This window comes from Nocardioides asiaticus (assembly GCF_040049175.1).
In the GTDB taxonomy this organism is placed as follows: Bacteria; Actinomycetota; Actinomycetes; order Propionibacteriales; family Nocardioidaceae; genus Nocardioides; species Nocardioides cheoyonin.
In genome coordinates this window covers 939,903-958,645 of record NZ_JBDZDM010000001.1, presented here as the reverse complement: position 1 = coordinate 958,645, position 18,743 = coordinate 939,903, and the positions used below count along the sequence as shown (strand labels likewise).

14 protein-coding genes are annotated in these 18,743 nt (G+C 72.5%); 11 read left to right on the top strand and 3 right to left on the bottom strand.

Going from position 1 to position 18,743, the window contains the following annotated elements; genetic code table 11:
* The first annotated feature begins 70 nt into the window (after positions 1-70).
* The 7 genes from ABLE53_RS04670 to ABLE53_RS04640 all read left to right on the top strand — a co-directional run bounded on the left by ABLE53_RS04670 (position 71) and on the right by ABLE53_RS04640 (position 10,396).
* Positions 71-451 carry a hypothetical protein gene (locus ABLE53_RS04670; protein WP_348857513.1) on the top strand — a complete coding sequence of 127 codons (381 nt, stop codon included), beginning with the start codon at positions 71-73 and terminating at the stop codon, positions 449-451.
* Positions 452-500: 49 nt separating this feature from the next.
* A complete protein-coding gene (locus ABLE53_RS04665) occupies positions 501-2,291 on the top strand; it encodes a glycoside hydrolase family 15 protein (RefSeq protein WP_348857512.1) in 1,791 nt (596 codons plus the stop codon).
* Positions 2,276-3,274 carry an SDR family oxidoreductase gene (locus tag ABLE53_RS04660; RefSeq protein ID WP_348857511.1) on the top strand — a complete coding sequence of 333 codons (999 nt, stop codon included), beginning with the start codon at positions 2,276-2,278 and terminating at the stop codon, positions 3,272-3,274. Before ABLE53_RS04665 ends, ABLE53_RS04660 begins: the two co-directional genes overlap by 16 nt.
* 47 nt (positions 3,275-3,321) lie before the next feature.
* On the top strand, positions 3,322-6,258 hold the full coding sequence (locus ABLE53_RS04655) for an FAD-binding and (Fe-S)-binding domain-containing protein (protein WP_348857510.1): 2,937 nt from the start codon (positions 3,322-3,324) through the stop codon (positions 6,256-6,258).
* Complete coding sequence (locus ABLE53_RS04650) at positions 6,255-8,045, top strand: thiamine pyrophosphate-requiring protein (protein WP_348857509.1); 1,791 nt, start codon at positions 6,255-6,257, stop codon at positions 8,043-8,045. The genes ABLE53_RS04655 and ABLE53_RS04650 overlap by 4 nt, the downstream gene beginning before the upstream one ends.
* Complete coding sequence (locus ABLE53_RS04645; protein WP_348857508.1) at positions 8,042-9,154, top strand: enolase C-terminal domain-like protein; 1,113 nt, start codon at positions 8,042-8,044, stop codon at positions 9,152-9,154. Before ABLE53_RS04650 ends, ABLE53_RS04645 begins: the two co-directional genes overlap by 4 nt.
* Positions 9,155-9,307: 153 nt before the next feature.
* Entirely contained in the window at positions 9,308-10,396 is a 1,089-nt protein-coding gene (locus ABLE53_RS04640) for a DUF475 domain-containing protein (protein WP_348857507.1), read from the top strand.
* A gap of 13 nt (positions 10,397-10,409) precedes the next feature.
* On the opposite strand, the gene ABLE53_RS04635 is transcribed toward ABLE53_RS04640, so the two are convergent.
* Together ABLE53_RS04635 and ABLE53_RS04630 are read right to left on the bottom strand one after the other, a co-directional pair.
* The gene (locus ABLE53_RS04635; RefSeq protein WP_348857506.1) at positions 10,410-11,096 is read right to left on the bottom strand and encodes a Type 1 glutamine amidotransferase-like domain-containing protein; all 687 of its coding nucleotides are present in this window, start codon (positions 11,094-11,096) and stop codon (positions 10,410-10,412) included.
* A 51-nt stretch (positions 11,097-11,147) separates the two neighbouring features.
* The gene (locus ABLE53_RS04630; protein ID WP_348857505.1) at positions 11,148-12,377 is read right to left on the bottom strand and encodes an HNH endonuclease signature motif containing protein; all 1,230 of its coding nucleotides are present in this window, start codon (positions 12,375-12,377) and stop codon (positions 11,148-11,150) included.
* 136 nt (positions 12,378-12,513) lie between these two features.
* Between ABLE53_RS04630 and ABLE53_RS04625 the strand changes: the two genes are divergently transcribed.
* Both ABLE53_RS04625 and ABLE53_RS04620 read left to right on the top strand, forming a co-directional pair.
* Complete coding sequence (locus ABLE53_RS04625; RefSeq protein WP_348857504.1) at positions 12,514-12,843, top strand: hypothetical protein; 330 nt, start codon at positions 12,514-12,516, stop codon at positions 12,841-12,843.
* A 46-nt stretch (positions 12,844-12,889) separates the two neighbouring features.
* Positions 12,890-13,267: an MmcQ/YjbR family DNA-binding protein gene (locus ABLE53_RS04620; RefSeq protein ID WP_348857503.1), complete on the top strand. Its 378-nt coding sequence runs from the start codon at positions 12,890-12,892 to the stop codon at positions 13,265-13,267.
* A 53-nt stretch (positions 13,268-13,320) separates the two neighbouring features.
* Here ABLE53_RS04620 and ABLE53_RS04615 read toward each other — a convergent pair whose 3' ends face one another.
* Positions 13,321-15,027 (bottom strand): class I adenylate-forming enzyme family protein, encoded by a 1,707-nt coding sequence (locus ABLE53_RS04615; RefSeq protein ID WP_348857502.1) that lies wholly within the window; start codon positions 15,025-15,027, stop codon positions 13,321-13,323.
* Positions 15,028-15,111: 84 nt separating this feature from the next.
* Here ABLE53_RS04615 and ABLE53_RS04610 point away from each other — a divergent pair, with 84 nt between their 5' ends.
* Together ABLE53_RS04610 and ABLE53_RS04605 are read left to right on the top strand one after the other, a co-directional pair.
* Positions 15,112-17,178, top strand: coding sequence for a thioredoxin domain-containing protein (locus tag ABLE53_RS04610; RefSeq protein WP_348857501.1), 2,067 nt, complete (start codon positions 15,112-15,114; stop codon positions 17,176-17,178).
* A gap of 37 nt (positions 17,179-17,215) precedes the next feature.
* On the top strand, positions 17,216-18,721 hold the full coding sequence (locus ABLE53_RS04605; protein ID WP_348857500.1) for an amino acid permease: 1,506 nt from the start codon (positions 17,216-17,218) through the stop codon (positions 18,719-18,721).
* Positions 18,722-18,743 lie beyond the last annotated feature (22 nt).

Below are 18,743 nucleotides of genomic sequence, written 5' to 3'. Positions count from 1 at the left end.
CGCGCCCCGATCGGGAACCGTACGGACTGAACCTGAGTACGGCTGACCTGACTACCGGGAGGAGACAGTCGTGGAGTATCTGCTCGGAGGCATCGTCTTCGTAGTGATCCCGCTGGTGATCGTCGTGGGAGTCGTCTGGCTGGCCGTGCACTGGTTCCGCCAGAACGAGCTCCGCAAGCGCGAGGAGGCCGTCGGCGGGGTCGTCGACTCGCTGCGCTACCACGTGCCGCGCGGACAGGACCCGGCAGCGATCCTCGCTGCGCTCCAGGTGGAGGGCTACGAGGCCGTCCGCGACGACCAGTCGCCCCAGCCGGACATCCTGATCCTGACGCCGCACGGCTCCGACCGGGAGCGGGCGAAGGTGCGTGCCGTGCTCCTGCACGAGGCGCCGCTCAACCTCGAGGGCGACCCCATGCCCAGCGACCACCAGGTGCGTTTCGCGGACGAGTGAGTCCCGCGGCGTACCACCCGAGATCCTCGACCACTGAAGGGCGGCGCCGGTGATCCCGTGCCCGCCCGAGCCGTTGCGGCGCTACGCGCTCGTCGCCGACGGCGAGCGCGGCGCCGTCACGGGGCCCCACGGGGAGATCGCGTTCCTGTGCATTCCCCGGTGGCACGACGATGCCGTCTTCTCGTCCCTGCTGGGCGGGGAGGGCGGGTACGTCGTCGCGCCGGTCGGGGCCCTCGCCGTCCACGGCGGCAGCTACCTCCCGGGCACGCTCGTCTGGACGGACCGCTGGGTCACCGCCGACGGGGTCGTCGAGTGTCAACAGGCGCTCGCCATGCCCGCCGATCCGCACCGGGTCGTCCTGCTGCGCCGGATCCGCTCGGTCGATGCCGGCGTACGGGTGGCCGCGACACTCGAGTGCCGCGCCGGCTTCGGCGCCGAGCCGATGGTGCTCTCCGGCCGGGTCGCAGAGTCCTGGGAGGCGACCACCGGCGGCCTCCACCTGCGGTGGTCGGGTGCCGCGGACGCGAGGCCCGACGGCGGCGCGCTCCGGCTCGAGCTCGGACTGCGCCCCGGTGAGGAGCACGACCTGGTCCTCGAGATCGCCGACCACCCCCTCGACGCGCCACCGCCGGATCCCGAGCCCGCGTGGGAGCGGACCCTGCAGGTCTGGCGCGACGAGGTTCCGGCCCTCACCGACTCCGTCGCTCCCGCCGAGTCCCGGCACTCCTACGCCGTCCTGCGCGGGCTCACCGCCGGGACCGGGGCGATGGTCGCCGCCGCGACCACGTCGCTCCCGGAGCAGGTCGAGCAGGGACGCAACTACGACTACCGGTTCGCCTGGGTGCGCGACCAGTGCCTCGTCGGGCAGGCGCTCGCCGCCGTCGGGGGAAACCCGCTGCTGGACGGTGCGGTCCGCGTCGTCGCCGACCGGCTCCTCGAGGACGGCGACCACCTGTACCCGGCCTACACCGTCGACGGCGACCCCGTCCCGCGGCCGCGGTCGCTGGACCTCCCGGGCTATCCGGGGGGCGCCGACCCGCACGTCGGCAACCGGGTCCACGACCAGTTCCAGCTCGACGCGTACGGCGAGGCGCTGCTCCTCCTCGCGGCCGCCGACGAGCTCGGCCGGATCGACGCCCGCGGCTGGCGGGCCGCGGAGTCCGCGGCGGAGTCGATCGCCCGGCTCCACGAGCGCCCGGACGCGGGGATCTGGGAGCTGGACGACCGACTGTGGACCCACTCCCGACTGGTCTGTGCCGCCGGGCTGCGCGCGGTCGCCGCCCGCCCCGCCGCGCGGTCCGGGGCGGACCGGCTGATCGCCCTCGCCGACCGTCTCGTCGCCGACGCGAGCCGCACGTGCCTGCACCCGACCGGCCGATGGCAGCGCGCTCCCGATGTCCCCGGCACCGACAGCGCGCTGCTGAGGCCGGCCGTGCGCGGTGCCCTTCCCGAGGACGACCCGCGCACCGTCGCCACCTGGCGCTCGGTGCTGGAGGAGCTGACCGAGGACGGCTACGTCTACCGGTTCCGCCACGGCGACCGGCCACTGGGCGAGACCGAGGGAGCCTTCCTGCTCTGCGGCTTCCATCTGGCGCTCGCCACCCACCAGCAGGGCAACCACGCCGTGGCGCTGCGCCTCTTCGAGCGGACCCGCGGGGCGGTGGGGCCGCCCGGTCTGTTCACCGAGGAGTACGACGTCGCGCAGCGGCAGCTGCGCGGGAACCTGCCCCAGGCGTTCGCGCACGGGGCGCTGATCGAGGCCGCCCACCGGCTCGCCGACCCGGCGCCCGGCACGGGTCGACCTCACCGGAAGGAGGAGACCGCATGGCCGGACGCGTGATCGTCGTGACCGGAGCGAGCGCGGGGGTGGGACGGGCCTGCGCCCGGGCCTTCGCGGACCGGGGCGACGGCGTCGCCCTGCTCGCCCGCGGCACCACCGGGCTGGAGGCGGCGCGGCGTGAGGTCGAGGATGCCGGCGCGCGGGCGCTCGTCGTACCTCTCGACGTCGCCGACGCCGAGGCGGTCGCCGCCGCCGCTGAGCGGGTGGAGCGCGAGCTGGGGGAGATCGACGTCTGGGTCAATGCCGCGTTCGTCACCGTCTTCGGGCGCTTCACCGACGTGACCGCCGAGGAGTACCGCCGGGTGACCGAGGTGACCTATCTCGGGTTCGTCAACGGGACCCGGGCCGCGCTGGCCCGGATGCTGCCGCGCGACCGCGGCACGATCGTGCAGGTCGGCTCGGCCCTCTCCTACCGCAGCGTCCCGCTGCAGGCGGCGTACTGCGGCGCCAAGCACGCCATCAGGGGATTCCACGAGTCCCTGCGCGCCGAGCTGCGCCACGACCGGAGCCGGGTGCGGGCGACGATGGTGCAGCTACCGGCCGTCAACACCCCGCAGTTCATCTGGGGGCTCTCGCGGATGCCCCGCCAGGCCCAGCCGGTGCCGCCGATCTTCCAGCCGGAGGTCGCGGCGCGCGCGATCGTGTACGCCGCCGACCACCCCCGCCAGCGCGAGCACTGGGTCGGCCGCAGCACGGTGGCGGCCATCCTCGGCGAACGAGCGGTGCCGGCCCTCCTCGACCGGTACGTCGCGCGCACCTCGGTCGACGCCCAGCAGACCGACGGACCGCCGCCACCGGACCGGCCGGTCAACATCTGGGAGCCCGTGGACGGCCCCGGCGGGCGCGACCACGGCGCCCGTGGCCCCTTCGACGCCGCCGACACCTCGGCCCAGCAATGGGCGGCTCAGCACCGGGGCATGCTGCTCGCCGGCGCCGCCGCAGTGGGCGCTCTCGTGGCCGCCCGGCGTGGGCGCCGGTCGTGATTGGCGGGCGCGGCGCTCGGGTACCACGCATTGTGCCGACCGCAGACGTGACCCCGCTCGACGCGGCGCGGCGAGACCTCGAGGAGCGGGTTGACGGCGAGATCCGGTTCGACGCCGGCAGCCGGGCGGCGTACTCGACCGACGCGTCCAACTTCCGCCAGGTGCCGCTGGGGGTGGTGCTGCCCCGGTCCGTGGAGGACGCGGTCCGGGCGGTCGCCGTGTGCCGCGAGCACGGCCTCCCGGTCCTCCCACGTGGCGGCGGCACCAGCCTCGCCGGCCAGTGCACCAACACCGCGGTCGTGCTCGACTTCACCAAGTACTGCAACCGTGTCGTCTCGGTCGACACCGACCGCCGCCGCTGCGTCGTCGAGCCGGGCATCGTCCTCGACGACCTCAACCGGCAGCTCGCCCCGACCGGCCTGCGCTTCGGCCCGGAGCCGGCCACCCACCAGAACTGCACGCTCGGCGGGATGATCGGCAACAACTCCTGCGGCGCCACCGCGCAGCGGACGGGCAAGGTGGTGGACAACGTCGCCGCCCTCGACGTGCTGCTGTACGACGGCACCCGGTTCACCTGCGGAGAGACCGACGACGCGGCGTACCGCGAGATCGAGCGCCGCGGCGACCGTCGGGCCCACATCTACCGGGCGCTGCGCCGGCTGCGGGACGAGCACGGCGACCTGATCCGCGCGCGCTACCCCGACATCCCGCGGCGGGTCTCCGGCTACAACCTCGACTCGCTGCTGCCCGAGCACGGCTTCGACGTCGCCGGCGCCCTCATCGGGAGTGAGGCGACGCTGGTCACGGTGCTGCACGCGGAGCTCGAGCTCGTGCCGGTGGTCGAGGCGCGCACCCTCGTCGTACTCGGGTTCCGGGACATCGCGGCCGCCGCCGACGCCGTGCCCGCGATCGTCGACCACGAGCCGATCGCGCTCGAGGGCGTGGACCGCTACCTGATCCGTGACGAGCAGATCAAGGGGATGAACCCCCAGGGCCTCGAGGAGCTGCCGCAGGGCACCGGCTTCCTCATGGTGCAGTTCGGCGGCGAGGACACCGACGGGGCCGATGCCCGGGCGCACGCGATGCTCGACGCCCTCGGGGAGTCCGAGCACGAGCCGGACGTGGTCTTCTTCGACGACCCCGAGCGGGAGAGCGAGCTCTGGCAGGTGCGTGAGGCCGGGCTCGGCGCCACGGCGCACGTGCCGCACCGGCGCGACACCTTCGAGGGCTGGGAGGACTCGGCGGTGCCCGTCGCGCGGCTGGGCGACTACCTGCGCGACCTGCGCCGGCTCTTCGAGGAGTTCGGGTACGCCACCGACACCGGCCCCTCCCTCTACGGCCACTTCGGGCACGGCTGCGTCCACACGCGGATCCCGTTCGACCTCTACTCGAGCGAGGGGGTCGCCCACTACCGCCGCTTCCTGGAGCGGGCCGCCGACCTCGTCGCGTCGTACGGCGGGTCGCTGTCCGGCGAGCACGGGGACGGACAGTCCCGTGGCGAGCTGCTGCCGCGGATGTTCGGCGACGAGGTGGTGGCGCTCTTCGAGGAGGTCAAGGCGCTGTTCGACCCCGAGGACCGGATGAACCCCGGCAAGGTCGTCCACCCGGCCGCGCTCGATGACCACCTCCGGCTGGGCTCGCATTGGTCCCCGCGCCAACGGGAACCGCTGCACTTCGCCTTCCCGCACGACGGCGGCTCGTTCCGCGAGGCGGCGAACCGCTGCGTAGGCGTCGGCAAGTGCCGCAAGCTCGAGAACGAGGGCGGCACGGTGATGTGCCCGTCGTACCAGGTGACCCGCGAGGAGGAGCACTCGACCCGGGGCCGGGCGCGGCTGCTCTTCGAGATGCTCGACGGCCACGGGGACGGGCCCGTCACCGACGGCTGGCGCTCCACGGAGGTGCGCGACGCGCTCGACCTCTGCCTGGCCTGCAAGGGCTGCAAGTCCGACTGCCCGGCCGACGTCGACATGGCGACCTACAAGGCCGAGTTCCTCGCCCACCACTACCGGCACCGGCTCCGCCCGCGGGCCGACTACGCGCTCGGATGGCTGCCGCTGCTGGCCCGGGGCGTACGCCGGGCCGGCCTCACGGGGGCGGTCAACGCCCTCGGCGCCGTCCGCCCCGTGCGCCGTCTCGCCACCGGGGCCGCCGGCCTGGAGGACCGGTCGCTGCCCAGGTTCGCGGAGCAGTCGCTGCGCGAGTGGTGGGCACAGCGACCACCCCGGCCCGACGGCCCGCGCGGCCGGGTGCTGCTGTGGCCGGACACGTTCACCGACCAGTTCGACCCGGACATCGGGAAGGCCGCCGTCGCGGTCCTCGAGGACGCCGGGTGGGGCGTCACGATGCCCTCGGAGCCGCTGTGCTGCGGGCTGACCTGGATCTCCACCGGGCAGCTCACCACCGCGAAGCGGCAGCTCCGGCGGACCGTCGACGCGCTCGCGCCGCACGTGCGCGACGGCGGGCTGGTGGTCGGGCTGGAGCCGAGCTGCACCGCGGTCTTCCGCTCCGACGCGGCGGAGCTCTTCGCCGCCGACCAGGACGTCCACCGGCTGCGCGACCACACCGTGACGCTGGCCGAGCTGCTCACGTCGTACGCCGACGGCTGGCAGCCGCCCGCGCTGCCTGTCCGCGGGCTCGCCCAGGTCCACTGCCACCACCACGCCGTGATGGGCTGGGACGCCGACCGGCAGCTCCTGCGCGCCGCCGGCGCCGACGTGGACCACCTCGACTCCGGCTGCTGCGGCCTGGCCGGGAACTTCGGCTTCACCGCCGGCCACGGCGAGGTGAGCCGGGCCTGCGCCGAGCAGGCCCTGCTGCCCGCGCTCGCGGAGGTCGCGGGCGACGACGTCGTCCTGGCCGACGGCTTCTCCTGCCGTACCCAGATCACCGAGCTGGACCGGACCGGACACCGGCCGGTGCACCTCGCGCAGCTGCTCGCGGGCGGACTGCGCGACCAGAACCATCGAGAGGAAGGTCTCCCATGAGCACCACCGTTGCCGACAAGCTGCTCGACCGGCTCCGCGAGTGGGGCGTCGAACAGGTCTTCGGCTACCCGGGCGACGGGATCAACGGGATCGTCGGCGCCTTCTCGCGGGCGGGCGACCGGCCGCGCTTCATCCAGGCCCGGCACGAGGAGATGGCCGCGTTCGAGGCGGTCGGCTTCGCGAAGTTCTCCGGAAAGGTCGGGATCTGCACGGCGACCTCCGGCCCGGGCGCGATCCACCTGCTCAACGGCCTGTACGACGCCAAGCTCGACCACGTGCCGGTCGTCGCGATCGTCGGGCAGACGAACCGCTCGGCGATCGGCGGCAACTACCAGCAGGAGGTCGACCTGCCGTCGCTGTTCAAGGACGTGGCCAGCGACTACGTCCAGATGGTCACCGTGCCGGAGCAGCTCCCGAACGTGCTCGACCGGGCCATCCGGATCGCCCTGACCCGACGTGCGCCGACCGCCGTGATCATCCCCAACGACGTGCAGGAGCTGGACTACAGCCCGCCCGAGCACGCCTTCAAGATGGTGCCGTCCAGCCTCGACGTGCGCCGCCCGACGACGGTGCCCGACGAGTCGGCGCTCCGACAGGCGGCCGACGTCCTCAACGCTGGCCGCAGGGTGGCGATCCTGGTCGGCCAGGGCGCTCGCGCAGCCGTCGACGAGGTGGCGGCCGTCGCCGACGTACTCGGTGCCGGCGCCGCCAAGGCCCTCCTCGGCAAGGACGTCCTCAGCGACGAGCTGCCCTGGGTGACGGGCTCGATCGGGCTGCTCGGCACCCGGCCGAGCTATGAGCTGATGCGGGACTGCGACACCCTGCTCACGATCGGCTCCAGCTTCCCCTACAGCCAGTTCCTGCCGGCCTACGACCAGGCGCGCGGCGTCCAGATCGACGTCGACGGCACGATGATCGGGATGCGCTACCCGTACGAGGTCAACCTCGTCGGCGACTCCGCGTCGACCCTGCGGGCGCTGCTGCCGCTGCTCGAACGGAAGTCCGACCGCGGCTGGCGGGAGACGATCGAGCACAACGTCGCGCGCTGGTGGGAGACGATGGACAAGGAGGCCCACGTCTCCGCCGACCCGGTCAACCCGATGCGGATCTTCAGCGAGTTCTCCGCGCAGGCTCCGCAGAACGCGATCGTGACCTCGGACAGCGGCTCGGCGGCCGACTGGTACGCCCGGCAGATCCGCATCCGCGGCGAGATGCGTGGTTCGCTCTCGGGCACGCTCGCGACGATGGGCGCCGCCGTGCCGTACGCCATCGGGGCGAAGTTCGCCCGCCCGGATCGCCCCGCGATCGCCTTCGAGGGCGACGGGGCCATGCAGATGAACGGGCTGGCCGAGCTGCTCACCGTGCGCCGCTACTGGGAGGAGTGGGAGGACCCGCGGCTCGTCGTCGCCGTCCTGCACAACAACGACCTCAACCAGGTGACCTGGGAGCTGCGCTCGCTCGGCGGCACGCCCGACTTCATCGAGTCCCAGCGGCTCCCCGACATGTCGTACGCCGCGGTCGCCGAGGGCTTCGGCCTCGGCGCGATCACCGTGACCGAGCCGGAGCAGCTCGCCGGCGCGTGGGAGCAGGCGCTGTCCGCAGACCGGCCGTTCCTGCTCGACGTGCACTGCGACCCCGACGTGCCTCCCATCCCGCCGCACGCCGACCTCGAGCAGATGCTCAACACCGCGCAGGCGCTCATCAAGGGCGACCAGTCGCGCTGGGGGGTGTTCAAGGAGGGGATCAAGACCAAGGCGCAGGAGCTGCTGCCGCACCACGAGTCATGAGCGCGTCGGCGGACCGGGGCGCTGCGGTCGTCGGGCTGGAGACCAGCGCCTACCGCGTGCCGACCGACGCGCCCGAGGCCGACGGCACGCTGAGCTGGGACGCGACGACCCTCGTGGCCGTGGTCGTCGGCGCCGCCGGCGTCAGCGGGATCGGCTGGACCTACGCGCCCGCGGCCGCCGCCGCCCTGGTGGACGAGCTCCTCGCCCCGGTCGTCGTCGGCCGGAGCGCCATGGACGTCACCGGCTGCTGGGAGGCGATGCGGGCGGCCCTGCGCAACGCCGGCCGGCCGGGTCTGGGCAGCATGGCGCTCTCGGCGGTCGACGTCGCCCTGTGGGACCTGAAGGCACGGCTGCTCGGCGTACCCCTCCACCGGCTGTGGGGCGCGGTGCGCGACACGGTGACGGCGTACGGCAGCGGGGGCTTCACCTCGTACGACGACCGGCGGACCGCGGCCCAGCTCGAGGTGTGGCACGAGCAGGGCTTCCGCAGCGTCAAGATCAAGATCGGCGAGTCCTGGGGGACCCGCGTCGAGCGCGACCTGCACCGGGTCGCGCTGGCCCGGCGGTCGGTCGGCGACGACACGGCCGTGTTCGTCGACGCGAACGGCGCCTACCAGGTGGGCCAGGCGGTCCGGGTCGGGCGGGCGCTGGTCGAGCTCGGGGTGAGCTGGTTCGAGGAGCCGGTCACCTCCGACCAACCGGCCGGGCTGGCGCAGGTTCGCGACGCGCTCGAGTGTGACGTGGCCGCCGGCGAGTACTGCTACGACACGGACGACGCCGTACGCCTCCTCGACGCCCGTGCCGTCGACTGCCTCCAGCTCGACGCCACCCGCTGCGGCGGCTACACCGGCTTCCTGCGCGCGGCTGCCGTCGCCGCCGCCCACCACGTGGAGATCTCGGCGCACTGCGCGCCGTACCTGCACCTTCCCGTCGCGGCGGCCGCCCCCGGGCTGCGTCACGTGGAGTGGTTCCACGACCACGTGCGGATCGAGCAGCGGCTGCTCGCGTCGGTGCCCAGTGCCGAGGGAGGCGTGCTGCCGCTCGGTGAGGCTCCCGGCCACGGCTGGGAGGTGCGGCTCGACGCGCTGGCCACGGAGCGGGTGACCTGAGGGCCGCGTGAGGTGAGGGGTGAGTGAACTAACGCGAGGTTGGCCCCGCGCCGGGCACGGCTGAAGGCCGGATCTCGTTGTCCTGGGTGCACGGTAGGTTCGCACGGGAGCGAGCCTCCGCGACCCTCACCCCTGACCCGCTAGGACCTCCTGTTGATCCTCAAGACCTTCGGCTGGTCGTTCGCCGTGACGATCATCGCGCTCGTCGGCGCGCTGATCCTCGGCGGCCCGACTGCCCTGGCCCTCGTCGCGATCCTCTCGGTGCTGGAGGTGTCGCTGTCGTTCGACAACGCGGTCGTCAACGCCACCATCCTCGAGAAGATGAGCGCGTTCTGGCAGAAGATCTTCCTGACGATCGGCATCATCGTGGCGGTCTTCGGCATGCGGCTCGTCTTCCCGCTGCTGCTCGTCGGCATCACGGCGAAGATCGGTCCGGTCGACGCGGTCCGGCTGGCCCTCGAGGGCGGCTCGATCCACGAGCCGGGCACGTACGCGTACCTCCTCCACGAGGCACACCCGGCGATCGCCTCCTTCGGCGGGATGTTCCTGCTCATGCTCTTCCTCGACTTCGTCTTCGAGGACCGTGAGATCGCCTGGCTCACCTGGCTCGAGCGGCCGCTGGCCAAGATCGGCCGGCTCGACCAGCTCCCCGTCGTCGTGGCGCTGGTCCTGCTCGCCATCGCCGGCGAGGTGCTCGCCGAGGAGCCCGAGACGGTGCTCTTCTCCGGCGTACTCGGCGTCGTGACGTATCTGCTCGTCAACGGGCTCGGCGAGCTCTTCGAGGGCGTCGGCGGTGCCGACGACGCGGACGGCCAGGCCGGTGGGGACGGCGGACCGAACGGCGTGGCCAAGGCCACCGGCAAGGCGGCGTTCTTCCTCTTCCTCTACCTCGAGGTCCTCGACGCGTCGTTCTCCTTCGACGGTGTGATCGGCGCGTTCGCGATCACGCAGGACATCTTCATCATCGCCGTCGGTCTCGGTGTCGGCGCGATGTACATCCGCTCCATCACCGTCTTCCTCGTCCGCAAGGGCACGCTGTCCAACTACGTCTACCTCGAGCACGGCGCCATGTGGGCCATCGGCGCTCTCGCGATCATCCTGCTGATCAGCATCAAGCACGAGGTGCCCGAGATGGTCACCGGGCTCATCGGCGTCGGGTTCATCCTGCTCGCCTTCGGCTCCTCCGTCGTCCGCAACCGGCGGCTTCCGCAGGAGGAGAAGGAGACCGTCGCGGTCGGGTAGCCGGCCGGGACGGTCACCGGCTGGGCTGAGGGCCGACCAGACGCCATCCGCCGGTCGCTGAAACGACGTCGACCTCGTCATCCCGGACGCGGACGGCGGAACCGTCGTCGAGCAGGTAGAGCGGGAAGTCGGCCTGCGCGGCGAGGCGGTCGGCCCAGGCTCCGTCGCGCTGGGGGAAGTACGGCGCGTTGAGATGCGGCTTGATGTACCACTCGAACAGGCCGAACGGCGGCTCGATCGTGTCGGCCCCGAGCAGCCTCAGGTCGGGCAGGTCGCCGAGTAGGTCGGCTACGCGCTCGTCGAAGCGCTTGCTGAAGATCATCGACCCCGCGCTCGTGCCGACGTAGACCTTCTCCTCCAGGAGCTCGCGGAACAGGTCGGCGAAGCCGTTGCGGACGATGCTCATCGCCAGGTGGAACTGGTTGCCGCCGGTGACCCACAGGACGTCGGCGCCCCGGAGCCGCTCGGCCACCAGGTCCCGCGGCGGGCCGTTGAGGTCGAGCAGGTCCAGCGCGGACCAGCCGAGGTCGCGGAGCTCGACGAGAGAGTCGACCAGCCACCCGTGCTCGCCCGGCTGGCCGAGCGAGGCGGTGAGCACGGCGGCGACCTTCACCTCGGCGTACGGCTTCCCGAGCAGGTCCGCCAAGGCGCCCTCGAGGTGGTCGTTGGCGAGCCCGGCGGAGGTCAGCAGCATGCGCATGGCGCCGATTCTGCCGACACCCACCGACAACGGGTCGGAGCCGCGGGGCTCTCACGTCCTCCTGTGGAATCTGATGCTGCCGTCGGGGTGTCGGGTCGGCGCGTAAGCCGGGTTGTGGGCGAGTCGGTGGTGGTGTCGGCAGAAGAGGACGGCGTTGCTCAAGTCGGACAGGCCGCCCAGTGCCCAGGGGTGGAGGTGGTGGGCGTCGGTCCAGGGGGCGGGGACCTCGCAGCCCTCGACCGCGCAGGTCGGGTATCTGATCCGGAGGGCTTTGCGTTGGGCGGGGGTGAAGAGCCGGGTTTTGCGGCCGAGGTCCAATACCTCGCTGTGGGTGTCGAGGACGGCGGGGATGATGCCGGCGGTGCAGGCGAGTCGGCGGGCCTCGGCGGCGGAGATCTCGCCGTCGCTGCCGATGGATGCCGAACCCAGCTCGCTGTTGAGCTGGTCGACCGGGATTGTGACGATGAGGGTGGTGGCGTCGCCGCCGTGGTGGGGCAGGGTGTCGGGGTCGATCCGTTCGAGGAGCTGCCCGAACGCGTGGCCGAGGAGCCGGTCGTAGGGGATCGTCTTGCCGCGTTCGGCGAGCTGGGCGAGTCGGGGTTGGGTGAAGGCGTCGAGGTAGGTCCTCAACCGGACCCCGGTCGCCCTGGGCAGCCGGGCTCGCAGGAACATCGTCCCGTCGCCGGGGTCGGTGATGGTCAGGGAGGTCCGCCGGTTGGCCCTCTCCTCCTCGGCGAGCAGTCTCTTGCCGAGGACCTCCTCGGCGCGTTGGGGGTCGAGGACCTCGAGCAGGTGGGCCCCGACCGTGCGGAGTCGGGCCGGGTCGAGCCGTGCTGCCTCGTCGACCATCACCGCCTCCGCCTTCGACACCTCGCCGGGGGCGAGGTCGTCGGGCAGCGCGTCGAGCGCGCGAGCGATCACCCTCGCCTGCTCGACCGAGACGGTGCCCTCGGCCAGCGCGGCGGCCAGCACCTCGTAGCGGTCCAGCGCGCGGGCGAGCTTGAGGTCGGCGCGAGCGGCGCGGTGGTCGGCGCGCAGGGCGTCGGCCCACCAGGCGCCCACATCTCGGGCGCCGGTGGATGCGGCGACCGGTCCGGCCGACGCCATGAGCCGCAGCCGGAGGGCGGTGGTCTGGGCCTCGAGGGCGGCCAGCTCCCGCAGTGTCGCCTCGACCTCGTCGGGGCGCGGGAACAGTCCGGTGAGGTGGGCGGCGCGGGCGATCTCGCGGCGGGCGTGTCGCACCGAGGCGAGCACCGCCGGCACCGGCGTCAGCTCGGCCATGACACACCTCCTCGAACACGAGACCGGTTTCGATCTGGTGTTCCCAAAGCTAGCGCCAGCCACCGACAATCCCCGGTCGCGCGAGTGAGCAAGCACGATCAAGACGCGCTGAAGGCGCGAGCGGGATACTGACTGCATGGCCACGTGGACGGACGTGGAGCGGATCGCGAGCACGCTCGCCGGTGCGAGGGCGGGCCTGGCCCACGAGGGCTCGCCGACGTACGACATCGGGCGACACCCCTTCGCACGCCTGCGCTGGGACGACGACGGCCGGGAGATCCTGCAGTTCTGGACCATGGACCTCGCCACGCAGGAGATGCTCGCGGGCCGGACCGACACCTTCGCCAGGATCGACACCTTCAAGGTGAAGGTGTCCGTGTGGGCCTGGCTGGACCGGCTCGACGAACAGGAGCTGACCGAGATCCTCACCGACTCCTGGCTGGCCCGCCGCGGGGTGCGCGGTTGAAACAGGCGCGTGGGAACTGTCCGCCCCGTGTGGCAGATTGCTGATCATGCCCGAGCGTCCGCCGGTTCCGCCCGAGATGGTCCGCCGCATCGCCGACCTGGTCGCCCACCTCCCGGATCTGCTCGAGGAGGACGCCTGGGTCGGCGTGCGGTGGCGGGTCGGCCCCGCGACGGTCGCCCACGTCTTCGGGGGAGAGGACCAGCTGTTCCGGATCACGTTCCGCGCCGAGCCCGACGAGGTGATGGCGTTCGAGCACCTCGGCGCGCCGTACTTCCGGGCCGGTTGGGGCGCCAACGTCGTCGGCATGCTTCTCGACGAGGACACCGACTGGGAGGAGGTGGGCGAGCTGGTCACCGACTCCTATTGCCTGCAGGCGCCCCAGAAGCTGGTCGCGCGGGTCAGCCGCCCCGGGCTGGCTGGCTGAGATCGCGCGACCTGGGCCGGGGATCGCGGCGGAGTCCCACCGACGGGCCGTGGTCAGTCGGACGCGTCACCGACGAGGCGGTACTTCTGGATCTTGCCCGTCGTCGTCTTCGGCAGATTCTCGGCAGAGACGAAGAGCATCCGCCGAGGCACCTTGAACCCGGCCAGGTGGCGGCGGCAGTGGCGGACCAGCTCGTCCTCGTCGACCGAGGCCTCCTCAGCGCGTACGACCCATGCCCATCCCACCTCGCCGAGCCGTGCATCGGGCATGCCGGCGACGTACGCCTGCTCGACGGCGGGGTGGGCGGTGATGACGTGTTCGACCTCGGTCGGCGCGACCAGCTCGCCGCCGACCTTGAAGAGCTCTCCGCTGCGGCCGCTCAGCTCCAGATAGCCGTCGGCGCGCACTCGCCCCAGGTCACCGGTGCGCAGCCAGCCCTCGGCGTCGATCATCGCGGCGGTGCGCTCGGGGTCGCCGAAGTACTCCCGGGTGACGATCGGGCCGCGCACCGACAGCTCGCCCTCGGTGCCCTCGGGGAGGACTGCGCCGGTGAACGGGTCGACCGTGCGGTACGCCGCCAGTGCGCCGTCCATGCCGGGCAGGGCGGCGCTCCCGCCGAGCTTCATCCGGCCGACGGTCGCCGAGACGACCTCGAGAGGGTCGCCGGGCAGGGTCAGCGCCGTGGCGGCCGACACCTCCGTCTGGCCGTAGCCGGTGAAGACCTGCCGCGGCCCGAGGACCTTCTCGATCTGCTGCCACAGCCGCACCGGCGCGGCCGCAGCCGCCGAGAACACGGACTCCAGGCTGGCGGTGTCGTAGTCGCGCCGCATCGCCTCCTCCACGACGGCGATCGACATCGTCGGTACGAAGAGCACCTCGTGGATGTTGTGCTGCTGGATCGTCGTCAGCATGCTGCGCGGGTTGAACACCGCGTGCGGGGCGATCGCGCCGCCGGCGTACATCGCTGCGACCATGCCCTCCACGTAGCCGAACACGTGGTACATCGGCAGCGAGAAGGCGATCCGCCAGCCGTCGTCGAATCCGCGGTGGTACGCCGATCCGTAGCCGCTCCGCAGCACCATGTCGTGGGTCAGCACCGCACCGAGCGGATGCCCGGAGGTGCCGGAGGTGAAGACGACGTCGCACGGCGAGTCCGGGTCGATGCCGTCCTCCAGCGCGCGTACGGTTCCCTCTCCGGCGTGCCGGCCCAGCTCGACCAGGCCGGCGAGATCCAGGGCACCGGGTCGGGCGCCGGTGCCCACCAGGACGACCCGGCGCAGATGCGGGACCGTCGCCGAAGCGAGGTCGGCGCCCGCCTCCCAGCCGGGGCAGATCTCGTCGAGGGACGCCAGGTGGTCGACCCCGATGACGGCGTCGATCGTGACCAGGACCTCCGCGCGGCTGGTGTTGAGGACGGTCGCGAGCTCGTCGGCCCGGTAACCGAAGTTGATCGGCACCGCGGTCGCGCCCAGCCGCGCGATCGCGAGCTTGACGGCGACGAACTCCGGCCGGTTGTCGACCACCATCGCGACGGGGTCGCCGGATCGGACGCCGACCTCGTACAGCCCGCGGGCCACGGCGCGCGACCACTCCTGGAGCTCGGCGTAGGTCCACGCCTGGGTGCCGACCAGCAGGTAGGGGCGGTCGGGGAATCGGCCGACTGCCGCGTCGAAGCGGCCAGCGAGGGTCGTCGGCGTCCATCCCGCCCCCAGACCCGTCTCGAGGCGCTCGCGCCGTCGCTCAACGGTGGACTCGGTCATGATCCGCTTTCTACACCGCAGCTGTCGGCTCGGCGATCGTCGGGTCGTTCGGAACCCTGACGGGCGCGGGCTAGCGTGGGGAGCGTGCCGAACCGACTGAAGGACGCGACCTCGCCGTACCTCCTCCAGCACGCGGACAACCCGGTCGACTGGTGGGAGTGGGAGCCGGCCGCGTTCGAGGAGGCTCGCCGGCGCAACGTGCCGATCCTGCTCAGCGTCGGGTACGCCGCCTGCCACTGGTGCCATGTCATGGCGCACGAGTCGTTCGAGGACGGGTCGACCGCGGCGTACCTCAACGAGCACTTCGTGCCGATCAAGGTGGACCGCGAGGAGCGGCCGGACGTGGACGCGGTCTACATGCAGGCGACGACCGCGATGACCGGGCAGGGTGGATGGCCGATGACCGTCGTGCTCGACCACGACGGCAACCCGTTCTTCGCCGGCACCTACTTCCCCGACCAGCCGCGGCAGGGGATGCCGGCGTTCACCCAGGTCCTCCAGGCGCTCAGCGAGGCGTGGGAGACGCGCGGCGAGGAGATCCGCGGCGTGGCCGACAACGTACGGCGCCACCTGGCGACCGCCTCCGTCGCGACCGCTTCGCACGACGGCTGGGCGGTGGACGTCCCCGACGTCGTCGAGACCCTCGCCGGCGAGTTCGACCCGCTCGCCGGCGGCTTCGGGGCCAATGGTCAGTGGAGTCCGAAGTTCCCGCCGTCGATGGTCCTGGAATTCCTCCGGCGGGTCTCGACGGGCCCCGCCGCGAGCGCCGCGGGCGCCGCGACCGCCGAGGGCTCGGCCGGCGCGGAGCCCGACAACCGGCCGGCCCACATGCTCACCCGGACCGTCGCGGCGATGGCCCGCGGCGGGATGTACGACCAGCTCGGCGGCGGCTTCGCGAGGTACGCCGTCGACCGCGGCTGGGTCGTGCCGCACTTCGAGAAGATGTTGTACGACAACGCCCAGCTCGTCGGCCTCTACGCCCGGCTCGGCACCGAGCTCGGCGACCGCGTCGCCCGCGAGACCGCCGATTTCATGATCCGCGAGCTGGGGACCGCCGAGGGCGGCTTCGCCTCCGCGCTGGACGCCGACAGCGAGGGCGTCGAGGGGAAGTACTACGTGTGGACGCCCGCCCAGCTCGTCGAGGTGCTGGGTGAGGACGACGGACGCTGGGCGGCACAGGTGTTCGAGGTCACCGACGAGGGCACCTTCGAGCACGGCGCGTCGACGCTCCAGCTACGCCACGAGCCCGGGGCCGACGAGCAGGGCCGCCTCGCCGACGTACGCCGGAGGCTTCTCGACGCCCGCGAGCAGCGGGTGCGGCCGGCCCGCGACGACAAGGTGGTCGCCGCCTGGAACGGGCTGGCGATCAGCGGCCTGGTCGACGCGGGCTTGCGCCTTCACGCGCAGCGGTACGTCGACGCGGCGCTCGCCGCAGGGGAGCTGCTCTGGCGGGTGCACGTGGTGCCGACGGACACGTCGCAGCCCCGCCTGCTGCGGGTGAGCCGCGAGGGCGTGGCCGGCCGCCACGCCGGCGTACTCGAGGACTACGGCTGCGTCGCGACGGGGTTCCTCGCGCTCGCGCAGGCCACCGCCGACCCGGTGTGGCTGACCCGGGCGACGGCGCTGCTGGACACGGCCCTCGATCGCTTCCGGGCCGAGGACGGCGGCTTCTTCGACACCGCCGCCGACGCCGAGACGCTGGTGGCGCGGCCGCGGGACCCCAGCGACAACGCGTCGCCGAGCGGTACGTCGAGCATGGTCCACGCCCTGGTGAGCGCCCACGCGCTGACCGGGGAGGGACGCTACCGGCAGGCCGCCGAGGAGGCGCTCGCCACCGTGGCGCCGCTGATGCAGAAGGCGCCGCGGTTCGCCGGCTGGTCGCTCGCCGCCGCGGTCACGATGGCCGACGGGCCGCTCGAGGTCGCCGTCGTCGGCGAGCCCGGCGAGGCCCGGACGGCACTCGCCGACAGAGCCCGGCGGATCCCCGGCGCGGTCGTCGTCGAGGCCGACACGCCGCCCGACGGCGCAGACACCGGCATCCCGCTGCTGACCGGTCGCATCCCTGTCGAGGATCGCCCGGCGGCGTACGTCTGCCGCGGCTTCGTCTGCGAGCGGCCGGTCACCTCACCGGACGAGCTGCCGGCTCCCTAGGTATCCAAGAGGACGCTCGCGTCGTTACGGTGCCGGAGTGAGCGTCTGGCGCACCAAGTCGATCGAGCAGTCGCTGCGGGACACCGAGGATCCCGAGTTCCAGCTCAAGAAGCGGCTGACCGCGCTCGACCTGACCGTGTTCGGCATCGGCGTCATCGTCGGCGCGGGCATCTTCACGCTCACCGGCCAGGTGGCGGCACAGTACGCCGGCCCGGGCGTGGTCTTCTCCTTCGTGATCGCGGCCATCTGCTGCGGGCTCGCGGCGCTCTGCTACGCCGAGTTCGCCTCGTCGGTGCCGGTCTCCGGCTCGGCGTACACCTTCTCGTACGCCACGCTCGGGGAGCTGATCGCCTGGATCATCGGCTGGGACCTCATCCTCGAGCTGATGCTCGGCGCCTCGGTGGTGGCCCAGGGCTGGAGCAGCTACTTCGTGGAGCTCCTCGACGAGATCGGCCTCGGCTGGCCGGACTCGATCGGGCCCGAGGCCAGCAGCGGCTTCGGCCATGTCAACCTCGCCGCCCTGCTGCTGGTCGTGGTGCTGGTGGCCCTGATCGTGGTCGGGATCAAGGAGTCGCTGCGGGTCAACCTGGTGCTCGTCGGCATCAAGATCTTCATCGTGCTGTTCGTGATCGTCGCGGGGCTGTTCTACATCCGCGGCGGCAACTACGACCCGTTCATCCCACCGTCGGCCGAGCCGCTCGGCGGGCAGGGCCTCACCCAGCCGCTGTTCCAGTGGATCTTCGGCATCCACCAGCAGACCTTCGGCGCGCTGGGCGTCGTCTCGGCCGCCTCGGTCGTCTTCTTCGCCTACATCGGCTTCGACGTGGTCGCGACCACCGCCGAGGAGGCTCGCAATCCGCAGCGTGACCTGCCGCGCGGCATCATCGGCTCGCTGGTCATCTGCACGGTGCTCTACATGGCCGTCGCGCTGGTGATCACCGGCATGGTGAAGTACTCCGACATCGATCCCGACGCCGCCCTCGCCACGGCCTTCCGCGACGTCGGCCGCAGCGGCTTCGCCACGCTGATCGCCGCCGGCGCGGTGGCCGGACTCACGACGGTCGTGATGACGCTGATGATCGGCGCGATCCGGGTGCTCTTCGCGATGAGCCGCGACGGGCTGCTGCCCGTGCGGTTCGCCCACGTCAACCCGCGGACGGGCACCCCGATCCGGATCACCCTCGCCGTCGGCGCACTCGTCGCGGTCGTGGCAGCCCTGACGCCGATCGGCAAGCTCGAGGAGATGGTCAACATCGGGACCCTGACCGCGTTCGCGCTCGTCTCCGTCGCCGTACCGATCCTGCGGAGGCGACGCCCCGACCTGCCGCGCGCGTTCCGGGTGCCACTGAGCCCCGTCCTGCCGATCCTCGCGGCCCTCGTCTGCGTCTACCTCATGCTCAACCTCAGCCTGGAGACGTGGCTGCGGTTCCTGATCTGGATGGCGATCGGGTTCGTCCTGTACGCCGGGTACGGCTACCGCCGCTCCCGGGTCGGCCGAGGCGACACCGGTACGCCGTCGGCCGCGATCGCCGTCGGGGACTGAGCCGCAGGGCGGCGTACGACCT